At 41.7% G+C, this 12,696-nt stretch carries 9 protein-coding genes and 1 pseudogene; 4 read left to right on the top strand and 6 right to left on the bottom strand.

Going from position 1 to position 12,696, the window contains the following annotated elements:
* Positions 1-113 precede the first annotated feature (113 nt).
* A complete protein-coding gene (locus tag H4O18_RS07200) occupies positions 114-455 on the top strand; it encodes a hypothetical protein (RefSeq protein WP_187582901.1) in 342 nt (113 codons plus the stop codon).
* Positions 456-633: 178 nt separating this feature from the next.
* Here the strand turns inward: H4O18_RS07200 and H4O18_RS07205 are convergent.
* The 4 genes and pseudogenes from H4O18_RS07205 to H4O18_RS21940 form a co-directional block, all read right to left on the bottom strand.
* Positions 634-1,578, bottom strand: a pseudogene (locus H4O18_RS07205) (NAD(P)/FAD-dependent oxidoreductase).
* A complete protein-coding gene (locus H4O18_RS07210) occupies positions 1,571-1,789 on the bottom strand; it encodes a putative antibiotic biosynthesis monooxygenase (RefSeq protein ID WP_187582903.1) in 219 nt (72 codons plus the stop codon). Before H4O18_RS07210 ends, H4O18_RS07205 begins: the two are co-directional and overlap by 8 nt.
* Positions 1,790-1,885: 96 nt before the next feature.
* Positions 1,886-2,470, bottom strand: coding sequence for a helix-turn-helix domain-containing protein (locus H4O18_RS07215; protein ID WP_222942362.1), 585 nt, complete (start codon positions 2,468-2,470; stop codon positions 1,886-1,888).
* Positions 2,471-2,580: 110 nt separating this feature from the next.
* Positions 2,581-2,745, bottom strand: a complete 165-nt coding sequence (locus H4O18_RS21940) for a hypothetical protein (protein ID WP_222942363.1) — start codon at positions 2,743-2,745, stop codon at positions 2,581-2,583.
* A 401-nt stretch (positions 2,746-3,146) separates the two neighbouring features.
* Here H4O18_RS21940 and H4O18_RS07220 point away from each other — a divergent pair, with 401 nt between their 5' ends.
* From H4O18_RS07220 to H4O18_RS07230, 3 genes are all read left to right on the top strand, one after another.
* On the top strand, positions 3,147-4,016 hold the full coding sequence (locus H4O18_RS07220; protein ID WP_187582904.1) for a tetratricopeptide repeat protein: 870 nt from the start codon (positions 3,147-3,149) through the stop codon (positions 4,014-4,016).
* The gene (locus H4O18_RS07225) at positions 4,013-5,683 is read left to right on the top strand and encodes a metallophosphoesterase (protein ID WP_187582906.1); all 1,671 of its coding nucleotides are present in this window, start codon (positions 4,013-4,015) and stop codon (positions 5,681-5,683) included. Before H4O18_RS07220 ends, H4O18_RS07225 begins: the two co-directional genes overlap by 4 nt.
* 128 nt (positions 5,684-5,811) lie before the next feature.
* Complete coding sequence (locus tag H4O18_RS07230; RefSeq protein ID WP_187582909.1) at positions 5,812-7,698, top strand: cytochrome-c peroxidase; 1,887 nt, start codon at positions 5,812-5,814, stop codon at positions 7,696-7,698.
* Between the two features lie 963 nt (positions 7,699-8,661).
* Here H4O18_RS07230 and H4O18_RS07235 read toward each other — a convergent pair.
* Together H4O18_RS07235 and H4O18_RS07240 are read right to left on the bottom strand one after the other, a co-directional pair.
* Complete coding sequence (locus H4O18_RS07235) at positions 8,662-9,774, bottom strand: pyridoxal-phosphate-dependent aminotransferase family protein (protein ID WP_222942364.1); 1,113 nt, start codon at positions 9,772-9,774, stop codon at positions 8,662-8,664.
* 48 nt (positions 9,775-9,822) lie between these two features.
* Positions 9,823-12,690: an FAD-binding and (Fe-S)-binding domain-containing protein gene (locus tag H4O18_RS07240; RefSeq protein ID WP_187582911.1), complete on the bottom strand. Its 2,868-nt coding sequence runs from the start codon at positions 12,688-12,690 to the stop codon at positions 9,823-9,825.
* Positions 12,691-12,696 lie beyond the last annotated feature (6 nt).

A 12,696-nucleotide genomic window follows, 5' to 3' on the forward strand; every position in this document is an offset into this window, starting at 1 on the left:
ACTTAGAAGACTTATAACATACTCTTGGTTGTAGTACTCCCCCTCTTTACACCAGCGAAAATTTTATTGGAATAATAAAATGCCAAACTGTTTTATGGTAATTTCCGGATAACATGGAATTAGCGTATAAGGAAAATAAACAAGTAATTGAATCTTTTTATGACAGTTTAGGACTGTCTTATGAATTTATAAAAGACAATAATTATTTGGAAAGTGCATTTGTTGAAATAAATAAAATCTGGATTGAAAATTTCAAAAACATTCACAAAGTAAAATATTTATTGATTGCAGAAGCACCTCTTTGGCGACACAATAGAAAATACATTTATAACCCCAATGCAAATAATTCCCAGTTCTTTTTTAGGAGTGATTTGGAAACAATTCTCAACATTAAAATAAAGGACAAAGTGGAATTTATTGAGATATGTAATGATATTGGACTACTAGTGGTATGAAGTTCCAGCTAATAATGATCGCCCTTATTATGAAGAATGGTTAAGGAAAATGAAGAAATGAAATTAACATTACACTAAGCATATAATAGCTAATACGAGTAAATTGAAAAACTATTTCAATGCCTCACACTACGCATTTGGTAAATGTAGCTTCCAGCACCGGACTAATTCAGTCATATCATTCAAATCTTTCAAAAACCAGCTCCTTGTTCACCATCATACCTGCCGCCGTACCCATGGCCACGGCGTTTGCTACGGTGCGCAAGCGCGACACATTATCGCCGCAGGCATATATTCCTTTAACATTGGTTTGTAAATAGGCGTCGGTTTTTAGGTAGCCTTCCTCGTTCAACTCGCAACCCATTGCCTCTGGAATGGTGCAATGTTGTTCAAAGGATGTTTTGGTATACATGGCGGTAACGGCAACTTTGGAACCATTTTTAAAGATGATGTTCTTCAGCAGCCCATTGTGGTGTTCCAAACGTGTAATTTCAGTTTCAACTATCTTAATGTTATGCGCTTCAAGTTGGGCAGTTTGTTCCCTGGTCAAGGTGGATCTGCCATTGGTATAGATGGTTAACTGTTTGGTCCAATTGTAGATTAGTTTTCCAAATTCAAAGGCATAATCCCCATTGCCCAAAATACCGGTTACTTCATTTTATACCTCATAGCCATGGCAATAGGGGCAATGCAACACGGAGATGCCCCAACAATCCGAAAATCCGTCCATATTGGGCATGATATCCTTAATGCCCGTGGCGAAAATCAATTTATCCCCGCTAAAGGTTTCACCAGGGGCTACTGTAATTTTAAAGGCATTGTTGGTGCCGGAGCCCTGTACTGCAAGTCCGTTAAAAAAATGAACCGTAGGGTAAGCCTGTACCTGCTGTTTGGCCACAGAAGCCATCTCGGCGGGGGTTTTGCCATCATTAGTAATGAAGTTGTGGGAATAGGGGGTTTGCCGGTTACAGGGGGTATTGCTATCAATGATCAGGACCCGTTTCAAGGCCCTTCCCAAAGCCATCCCTGCTGCAAGACCGGAATAGCTTCCTCCAATGATGATTGTATCAAAATGTTCTTCCTTTTTCATGGTTTCTTGTTTTAAACATGGTGATTTACTCATTCTTTCTTTGCATTTTCTTCATCAAGGTATCTATAAAAGGCACGCCTACAAATACGATCCATGGCACCAATACAATGGTAAGTACCAAGGTTCTAAGGTAGAGGGGAAGGGTGGCCAGTTGGTTGCCAAAAAGAAAAATAAAGGCTGTGATGGAGGGATAAATGGCAATCCATATTTTTAAGGAAGCCAAGAGTTTTACTTTTGTTTTCATGTTTATGTCGTTAATTTCACATTGAATTATTTTCTGATGTAAAAGTAATTTCAACTGCGGAATCCATTATAGGACAAAACTGAACTTGGATGGTACTTAATTAAAATTATGTCTGTAAGCATCGGGAGTATAGCCCGTGTGTTTTTTAAAAAATCGGATAAAATAGGAGACATCCTCATAGCCCAAATGATAGGCTATCTGGCTCACCTGGTTCACGGTGGCCAATAAATTTCTTTTGGCTTCCAGAATACTATATTCGTTTATGAGTTGTGAGGCATTTTTGTTTAACAATGCCTTGGTTATGGCATTGAGCTGATACACACTGAGGTGCAATAAGTCCGCATATTGGGAAACTTGCTTGTATTGGGTAATATTCCCTTCCAACAGTTCCAAAAATTTCTCAAGTTTCTCTTGCTGATAGGGGGTATGGTTATGGTCTGGATTGGTATCTTCCTGCAGCCTTAAAAGTTCAATGAATAAAATACTTAAATTGGCTCTTATGACCTCGTGATATTCTGCTTGCTTCCCATTATATTCCAATAAAATTGATGACAATATGGGGACCAACTTTTTAAATATGTCGGCATTTAATGGATAGTAGTTTTGGTTACCCACCTTACGTAGTAACTGTTTGGAGGAATCATTGTGGGAAAGGAAATATTCCGTTTTAAATTGTACCAAATAACCAGTACTTCCATGTTTAAGGGTTAGTTTGTGGACCTGCCCAGGCCTCAATAAAAAAATGGAATTATGGTTAACTTCATAGGGTACGAAATCAATTTCATGTAGCCCTAAGCTTTTATGAGGATGAGCATTAAAAAAAAATCATGTCGGTGTAGCTCCTCCACCAACTCCTTTCCGTCCAGGATGGCTTCGAGACTTCTAATACTGAAACTGCCCACCAAAGTTGGCTCTTGATTGCTTTCTGGAAGTTGCCTTATGGGGATGTTTTGCATTTTATTTATATGTTGTTGGACAAGAGTTTAAATGACAGGGGGGAATGCAATTTGCCAATATAAATTTAAGAGAAAGTCTTTACATCTTTCTAAATTTTATGATAAATGGAAATAGCGTGATTTTTAAAAACCAGTCCTTTTGGAATGCCAGTCCTATGATCTTCGTTTCTCTTTTAACAAAAAATTAACTTGGCAGAAAAACACATCTAATATTGTTTCAATACGTTTGATGACGGGGCCTTGGAGCCCTTAAAAATGACAAAATTCCATCTTAAAATGAGCAATTTAACCAAAGTTGGGCATACATAGGTTGAAATTATACCTCAATGGCGGTGTCGCTCTTTTAAATTTTACTTTATGGAGGAAGTTTTGGTAAAAGGAAAATATGTTAAGCATTGGCAATGATTTTTAATAAGAAAGGGTATCTACATTTCATGTTTAAAAGAACGCTACTCATATTGTTGTTTTTATTATTGTCCATGCCAATGTTAGCCCATGGGGACTTAACCATACGGATAGCAGAAAAAACGATCGAAATATCCGAGGATCCAAACAATTTTGAACTGTACTACCAAAGAGGCTTGTTGTATCAACAGCATATGGAATTCGACTATGCCCTGGAAGATTACCTTAAATCCCAATTCTTGGGAAATACCAACAAAGCGTTACATTATCAAATTGCCGAGGTGCACTTTTTAACCGCAGCGTACACCGAGGCCCTACAAAGTATAGAATGGTATTTGGAATTGGACAGCAAGGACCTAAGCGCAAAAAAACTGCAGGCCCAAATACTGTTCCAGCTGCAATCCCATAAAAAATCCTTGGAGGGGTACCGTTATGTTATTCATAATATGAAGGACATTCGGCCCGAGGATGTATTGGAGTACTGCAACATCATACTTGCCGAAAACAACAAAAATTATAAGGGGGCTTTGGAGGCTGTGGAATATGGCCTGGACCAACTTGGCCCGCACACCATATCGCTTCAACTTAAAAAATTGGACTATTTAAAAGATTCCGGTCAAACCGAAAAGGTCTTGGAACAATACAATTATTTTATCCTGGAATACAACAGAAACGAGTTCTGGTATTATAAAAAAGCGAAGTATTTAACGGAAATAAATAGACCACATGAGGCCTTTATATCCTTAAAACTGGCTTCGGTTGCCATTGAGCAATTGAATGCAAAGTTTAAAAATATGAGCCCCGTAATAGAATTAAAAGAACAAATAAAAAGCTTGGAAAGTTCCATTAACAACCAAAAATCATGATCAAAAAAAGTACCTTTTTGCTTGCTGCCCTATGTTCGGTGGTCTCAATTGCCCAAACCTACAATGTAGATCTTCCCAATGTAAGTGCTGTTGCAGTAACCAATCCTGTTGGCCTTCCACAGCATTCCGCTTCGGTAACGGTAGTAAGGGGCCCTTATTTACAGAGCGGTACCCCAACCTCTGTTGTGGTAAAATGGAGAACGGATATCCCAACCCAATCCGTGGTACATTACGGCAAAACCTTAAAATCGTTATCCAAGAAGGCAAGCAACTCGGCTTTGACTACCGAACACGAAGTTGCCTTATCCGGTTTGTTCCCGGATACCAAATATTATTTCAATGTAGGTAATAAATCAGAAGTGCTTTCCAAAAGTGATTCTGGTGAGATGTATATAATTACACCCCCTACCGCGGGCACCAAACAATTTGTACGCGCATGGATTTTGGGTGATGCAGGTACGGCCAATAACAACCAGAGGGAGGTACGGGATGCCTATTACGATTATGTGGAAGATGCCCCCCAAAATAAAGGTAAGACCGATATGATGTTGTTCTTAGGGGATAACGCCTATGGCAGTGGTACGGATGAGCAATATCAAAATGCCCTGTTCGATATTTATGACGATATGTTGAAAAAATCCGTGGCATGGTCCTGCTTGGGAAACCATGATGGTAAATCGGCCGATTCGGCTACACAATCCGGTCCCTATTATGATATATTTACCTTCCCTACCAATGCACAGGCCGGAGGTACTGCCTCGGGAACAGAGGCCTACTATTCTTTTGATTATGCCAATATCCACTTTATAATACTGGATTCCCATCATACCAGTCGCGCAGTCGGGGGTGCCATGTACAACTGGACAAAGGCCGATATTCAAAACACAAAACAGGATTGGATAGTGACCTTGTTTCATCATCCAATATATACTAAGGGGTCCCATGACTCCGATACCGAAGATCGACTTATTGAAATGCGACAAAACTTTATGCCCATGATGGAGGCTAACGGAGTGGACCTTATTCTAAACGGACATAGCCATTCTTATGAACGCTCGTTTTTCTTGAACGGACATTATGGATTTGCCCATACGTTTAACCCGGATGAAATTTCCGAGGGGGGCCATACCGTTGGAGAAAATGGACATGGGGACGGTAAAGTGGATAGCAATGGTGCCTACCAAAAAACCAGTGCAGCTGCAGAGGGGGCCGTTTATATAACTACGGGGTCTGCCGGTAAAATATCTGGGGGCGACCTAAACCACCAAGCCATGTCCGTGTCCCTGAACCAATTGGGATCCTGTGTTATGGAGGTGGAAGATGACGGTAGGGGAGGACAGAACCTGACCGTAAAGTTTATTAGGGAAAATGATGATATTGAGGATTATTTTACCATCAACAAATCAGGTATAGCACTAAAGGCGGATAGCACTGCATCCGGACTTATTAGTGGAGGGCTGATTTATGATGCTAACAAGGGTGAGGTGAAGCTTAAAGTGGATAAAAATGATAGGCTAAAGAAAGTTAATATCTATAACAACATTGGGGAATTGGTGAAGAAAAGTAGAAAGGAATCCATCAATGTCGGCAAGCTGCCAAAAGGCCTTTATATTATTGAAGTCATTACAAAAAATAAAGGGTATACCGAGTCGATTACCATAGAATAGTTTGGCCAAAAGGGTTATATTTAAAATGACCATTTAATAGTCACCAATGGAATGGATTTACCCAAAGTAGGAAAGTAAGGCTAGCGGTAATAAAAAGGCCATAAAATGATAAAAAGCGGTTGTTGAAAATGAAGAAGACAAGCATTTTATTGGGATCTTTTTTTATTTGCCTGTTGATGTTGTCCGGGGCGCAAATGGCCATTCCATTTCAAAAGGATACTGTTCCGGAAAAGGTAGCAGCTCTATATGCGGCCAATTTTTACAAGTTTCAAAATGAAGTCAATGCCTTGGCAGCCCTTGCCAATAAAGCAACTTCTGTTAAGGAATGGGAGGCGCTGAAAAGTCAGGTTGAAAAAACCAGGTTGGTATATAAGGAGATCGAGTTTATTTTTGATTATTATCAAACATTCTACAATGGCACCTATATCAATGGTGCCCCTTTGCCCAAGGTAAGCGAGTATTTTGAAGCCGAAAAAGTTATTCCACCTGGGGGATTACAGGCATTGGATGAAGCGGTTTATGACTCAGCTTCAATTGAAAATTTGCAGCACATAAAAGTATTGGCTAACGGACTTAAAGAGCGGGTAGATTTTATATCGAAAATACATTTACCGGTTCATTTAAAGTCGAGCCAAATTATTGAGTGTATTCGCTCCGGCATCGTAAGGATCTTTACTTTGGGACTAACAGGATACGATACTCCAGGTTCGGTTAATGGATTGAAGGAAAGTGTTGTGAGCTGGCAAAGTATGGAAATTACATTTCTATATTTTGAAGCAGGTCTTTCCCCAGAAGCCAAGTCCCAATTCGAAGCCATTAAAAAATACTTTACCAAAGGCAAGAGAATATTGAATGCCAATACCCATTTTAATGATTTTGATAGGTTGGCATTTTTAAAGGAAGTGGTCAACCCCTTGTATGCGACCTTATTGGAATTTCAAAATGCAAACAGGATTGCGCTGGAACCTTATAAAAAGCATGCCCAAAACTATAAGGCCAAGAATTTATTCGATATCGATTTTCTCAACACGGATTTTTATTCGGAACTGGTTTATCTGCCTTTGGATAACCCCAAGACCATAGCCTTGGGTGAATTGTTGTTCCAGGATCCACAGCTTTCCAGGGACAATGTCATGGCCTGTATAAGCTGTCATAACCCCAACAAAGGTTTTTCCGATGGCTTGCCCAAGAGTGTATCCAATCAAAAAGGGGTTTTTACCACTAGGAATGCCCCCACTTTGATGGATGCAGGCTATTCCACACGCTATTTTTGGGACATGCGCGCCTTTGATCTTGAAAAACAAGTGGTACATGTTATAGATAACGATTTGGAGTTCAATACCGATTTTAATGCGATTATTGCTAAACTGAATAAAAATGCCCTTTACAATAAGTTGTTTAAAGAGGCTTATGGCGGTATTGCCAAAGAAGATATCAATCAGCGGTCCATAAGTAATGCCATTGCGGCCTATGTAAACTCATTAAAATCCTTCAATAGTCCGTTCGATAAATATGTGCGAAACGAAACCAAGGAGTATCCCGAGAATGCCAAACGCGGATTTAATTTGTTTATGGGGAAAGCGGCCTGCGGAAGTTGTCATTTTGCACCGGTCTTCAATGGCACCATTCCTCCTTTTTATCTGGAATCGGAATCGGAGGTGTTGGGCATTACTCAAGGTTTTGATTCCATCGCCCCAAAATTGGATACGGATATGGGGCGAATGGGTAATGGTCTAAAAATGGACAATCATCCTTTTCTTAAAAATTCGTTCAAAACGGTTACGGTAAGAAATATAGCATTGACAGCACCTTATATGCACAATGGTTTATTTGCTACGCTTGAAGATGTTCTTGCGTTCTACAACCTAGGCGGAGGTGCAGGCATGGGCTTGGAGGTGGAAAACCAAACTTTGCCAGATGCGCCCTTGAATCTGTCCCAGCAGGAAATTGAGGATATCATTGCTTTTATGGAAACACTTTCGGATGTATATGCCTATGGGGGTAGAGGGGATTAATTGGTTTATGATCAGATTGTTGTGTTTATGTCACCTCGAGCGCAGTCGAGAGGTTTTAGGAAGTTATGTTTTTTATTTGAGGTCTCGACCGCGCTCGGCCGGACACGGCAGTCACTTCGACATGAGCCCTTTTTCGGGCGATTGAGAAGTCACACATATTTGGTCAGAGCCACTTGCGAGATTTAGCTCATAACATTTTTTTTACGGGAATTCGTGAACCTTTGCTCGAGCTTCGGTTTTTTCTCCCTCTGGTCGTTACCTTTGATGTCTTTATTAAACATCTCAAAATCAGCATTTTGAAAAAATAACAGTACTCGCTTGAAAAATAAAATTTCTCAGATCTCGAATTGACTTTTATATGTTCATTTTCTTTGATCGCCCAAAGAAAACGAACCAAAGGAAAAGGCGCCTTAACCAAGGAATTTTTTCGACAACTAGGTCGAAAAACCGTATTCGAAACTCCGCGTCGTCCCTTATTGGGACTCCTGATCTCGGAGTTTTCACATACTATTCTGCGGTTAAGGATTTTTGGCTGCGCCGCTTTTCTTTCTTTATTATCATTGATAATTACGTGTTTTGCTACTTTTGACATATTTATTGAATTCCTTAAAAATCAAGGTTTTGAAATAATGTCATTTTATCCGCATGAGATTGTTTTTGTCTGATGTCTCGACCGGACAATATGAACCTAAACAATTAATTCCATTGTATTTTACGGCCACGTCATCTCCCAAAATAGAGGAAAATCTGCCCAGCATTCCAATGAACAATATGTTCCGCGTTAGGCCTGCCTGCGGAAGGCAGGGACCGAGGCGGCATCCCCGCAGCAGCGCAAGGGATATAGCCAAGGGCCCGCCCGACGAAGGAGGGAACGCCCAAAATATAAGACTGGAATTTAATTTAAAATCGTTGTTTCGTTTTTCGTGAACCTTCGGTTTAGTTCATTGATTTTTGCTTTATGTTTCACATTACATCCTTCAATGCCGCCAGCAACATATTCACATGATTGGCATCAGAGCTTTCGCCCATAAGTCCGATGCGCCATATTTTTCCTGCAAAGGGACCCAGGCCGCCACCGATCTCAATATTATATTCTTCCAGCAACCGCTTTCTAACCTCCACATCGTTCACGCCCTCAGGAATCCGTACGGCGTTTAACATGGGCAGTCGGTACTGTTTTTCAACCAAAAATTCAAAACCAAGACTTTCGAGCCCATCGCGCAAAAGTTCATGATTTTTTTGGTGACGGGCGAAACGGTTTTCCAAGCCTTCCTCAAGAACTATTCGCAGGGCTTCGCGCATGGCGTACATGGCCGATATGGGTGCTGTATGATGATAGGCCCTTTTGGCTCCGGCCCAGTAATTCTTGACCAAGGTAAGGTCCAAAAACCAGCTCTGTACTTTGGTCTTCCGATTGTCCAGAACGTCTATCGCGGCCTGACTAAATGTGACCGGTGATAAGCCTGGAGGTGCACTCAAGCATTTTTGACTCCCGGAATACAGGGCATCTATTCCCCATTCATCCACTTTTAAATGGGTTCCGCAATAGGAAGTTACGGCATCTACAACGAACAGCGCACCTGCATTTTTTGTAAGTTTACTGATCTCCTCCAAAGGTTGTAAAACACCCGTTGAGGTTTCGGCATGCACAATGGCCAATAATTTGGGATTACAACTTGCCAGGGCTTTTTTTACAGCTTCGGGATCAATGGTTTTCCCCCAATCAGCTTCCACTTTGATTACTTTTGCCCCGCAACGTTCTACAATGTCGGCCATACGGTTACCGAAAACCCCGTTGATACAGATTACCGCCTCATCGCCAGGTTCCAGTAAGTTCACCAAACAGGTTTCCATCCCGGCACTTCCTGGAGCGGAGACCACAAAGGTAAGGTCGTTTTTGGTCTGAAGGGTCTCTTGTACCATAAGCTTGATGTCGTCCATCACTACTAAAAATTCGGGATCCAAATGCCCTACCAAAGGGGTAGCCATTGCCCTCAAAACCCGAGGATGTACATCACTTGGCCCAGGACCCATCAGGACCCTTGTACTTGTTTTCATTTCATCAATTTTTCCCATTGTTGTGATTTTTTATATGGATGGTTATAAAATTATTATTAAAATAGTTCAATTATTCTTTACGGCTCTAATGGCCTCAACAAAATGTATAGGCCTTGCACTTGTGAAATGTTGTATCTGGTGGCGGCAGCTGAATCCACAGGCCACTACTTTGTGGTCTTTTTGTAGTTTTTCTATTGCCGGAAACAGAATTTCCTCCCCAATTTTTTTGGATATATTGTAGTGCTCCTTTTCATAACCGAAGGAACCCGCCATTCCGCAACAACCGGATGGAATCTCTGTAACCTGCTTGGAATTCTTTAATAGGGATTTCATGGCATTTGTGCCGTACAACGCTTTTTGATGACAATGCCCGTGAATGGCAACACCTTCTGAAACGGATTCGAAATCGACCTCCAAATGACCCTTTGTGTATTCGTCGGCTAGAAAAACGTCGATCATCATTACGCCATTCTTTAATTGATCGGCCATGTCCTGATCGGCAATTAAATCTGGTAAGTCATCGTTTAATGCGGAGGCACAACTAGGTTCGCAAACCACCACTTTTAGGCCCTGATCTAAAAATAGCTTTAAGCCTTCTATGGTTTTGGCCCCCTCTTTTTTCGCATCCCTTAAAAATCCATGGGATATTTTTGGTCTTTGGCAGCAGCCTAAATTGGCCAAAATAACTTCATATCCGCAGGAATTTAATAATTCCAAAGCTGAAATCCCAATATGTGGTTCATGATAATTAAGATAGGTATCGGCAAACAACACCACCTTTTTATTGCCTGTATTCGTTTTTTTGGCATTTTTTTCGAACCATTTATAAAAGGGTTCTTTTGCAAAATCGGGCAAGGTCCTCCGTTTGTCGAATTTTGCGGTACGCTCCAAAAACGATCGGAATAGGGCACTCCTTTGAATGCTGTTTACAATGCCGGCTTTCCAACCAGAGATATTCGCAGCTGCTTTTGCCGATCCGCGGATCAATTTATCCCTAAAGGTGATGCCATGTTCATCATAGTACATTTGAAGGGAATCGCTTTTCATTTTTGCCATATCCACATTACTGGGGCATTCGGATTTACAGGCCTTGCAGGAGAGGCAGAGATCCATGACCTCATGCAAGCGTTTGCTCGCAAGTCCCTCCAATCCGAATTGATTGGACATTGCCATTCTAAGTGCATTGGCCCTGCCACGGGTGGAATGCTCCTCTTCCCGTGTGGCCTTAAAACTGGGACACATGGTCCCACCCAGTATTTTTCGGCATTCCCCGACCCCGGTGCACATATGTACCGAGGCAGCAAAACCTTCTTCGGACTTATACTGATATTCCGTTTTTACGGTCTGATCTTTATACCCCGTACCGTAGCGCAAATTGTGTTCTATGGACTGTGCCTCGACAATTTTACCGGGGTTCATCAGGTTATCGGGGTCGAAAAGTTTTTTTATTTCCAAAAAAGCACCGTACAAGGTATCTCCGAAGAAGCGCTTGTTATAGGCACTCCGTACCAGACCATCGCCATGTTCTCCGCTCCAGGACCCCTTGTATTTCATTACGAGTTCAAAGGTATCCTCCGTAATGGCCTTCAATCGCTCAATGTCTTCGGCCAGTCTGAGGTCCAATATGGGACGGACGTGAATTACGCCTACGCTGGCATGGGCGTACATCCCAGCCTTTGTGCCATGTTTTTCGCATACCTTTAAAACTTGGGTTATATATTCCGCCAAGTGTTTGGATGGGATTCCGGCATCTTCGATAAAGGCTAGGGGTTTTTTATTTCCTTTTATGCCCAACATAAGTCCCAATCCCTTTTTGCGGATGACCCATACATCTTCATAGGCCTGCCCCTCCGGAAAAAGGGGGTAGGCATATCCAACGCCATTGTTCTTTAATTGGGCGATCATAAGCTTCGGTATGTCCATAACATCTTCCATGGTGTCCCCATAAAATTCTACGATCAATATGGCCCCGGGATTCCCTTCTATAAAGTGACTATGATGTTTTGTAGTTAAATTTTGCCTGCTGAGGTCCACCACGGTCTTGTCCAATATTTCAATGGCCGAGGGAGCATAGGGCAACATGGATTCTACTGCCGAAATGGCTTCCAAGACTTCCGTAAAATGTACCACACAGACGGATTTGTGTTTGGGCAGATCCGTTAAATTTAGTTTTAGCTCCAAGGTAGTAGCCAATGTGCCTTCGCTGCCACAGATCAATTTGCCCAGGTTCCATTGGTCGGTATACACAAATTCATCCAAATTATACCCGCCAACCCTTCGCATCACTTTGGGAAAGCGTTCTTTAATTTCTTCGGAATGCTTATGTATCAGTTTTCTAAAGGAGGCATAAATTTCACCCTCCCTATCCGTTTGAGAGGCTTTTTCCGAATATTCCGCCGGGGGACAGTTCTTTAGCTGCAATTGGGTGCCATCGGCCAATAGCACGGAAGCTTCAAGAACATGGTCCACCGTTTTTCCATATAAAATACTTTTGGTTCCTGATGAATTGTTGCCGACCATTCCCCCTACGTTAGCTCTACTACTGGTTGCGGGATCAGGGGCAAAATGCAGGCCATAAGGCTTTAAGACCTCATTTAGATCGTCCCTGACCATACCCGGTTGTACCCGTACCCATTTTTCCTTTTCGTTTATTTCCAACAAGCTGTTCATGTGTTTTGAAAAATCCAATATCATGGATTCCCCAACCGTTTGCCCCGCCAGACTGGTGCCGGCACCTCTAGGAAGTATCGTTATTTTATTTTCATATGCCACGGCAACGGCTTTTTTAACATCCTCTGAATCCTTGGGCAAAACAACTGCTAGTGGTTTGATCTGGTAGATACTGGCGTCAGTGGCATACATGCCCAAGCTGTAGTTGTCCGTTAGCACTTCGCCCTTTACTGAATTCCGTAGGTTATCAAATACATATTTCATAATAAT

This window comes from Arenibacter arenosicollis (assembly GCF_014397245.1).
Lineage (GTDB): Bacteria > Bacteroidota > Bacteroidia > Flavobacteriales > Flavobacteriaceae > Arenibacter > Arenibacter arenosicollis.

Coding starts and splice junctions, on each gene's coding strand:
- H4O18_RS07200 (WP_187582901.1), top strand. CDS start 114: ATGGAATTAGCGTATAAGGAAAATAAACAAGTAATTGAATCTTTTTAT.
- H4O18_RS07210 (WP_187582903.1), bottom strand. CDS start 1,789: ATGAAAACAAAAGTAAAACTCTTGGCTTCCTTAAAAATATGGATTGCC.
- H4O18_RS21940 (WP_222942363.1), bottom strand. CDS start 2,745: ATGCAAAACATCCCCATAAGGCAACTTCCAGAAAGCAATCAAGAGCCA.
- H4O18_RS07220 (WP_187582904.1), top strand. CDS start 3,147: ATGATTTTTAATAAGAAAGGGTATCTACATTTCATGTTTAAAAGAACG.
- H4O18_RS07225 (WP_187582906.1), top strand. CDS start 4,013: ATGATCAAAAAAAGTACCTTTTTGCTTGCTGCCCTATGTTCGGTGGTC.
- H4O18_RS07230 (WP_187582909.1), top strand. CDS start 5,812: ATGAAGAAGACAAGCATTTTATTGGGATCTTTTTTTATTTGCCTGTTG.
- H4O18_RS07235 (WP_222942364.1), bottom strand. CDS start 9,774: ATGGGAAAAATTGATGAAATGAAAACAAGTACAAGGGTCCTGATGGGT.
- H4O18_RS07240 (WP_187582911.1), bottom strand. CDS start 12,690: ATGAAATATGTATTTGATAACCTACGGAATTCAGTAAAGGGCGAAGTG.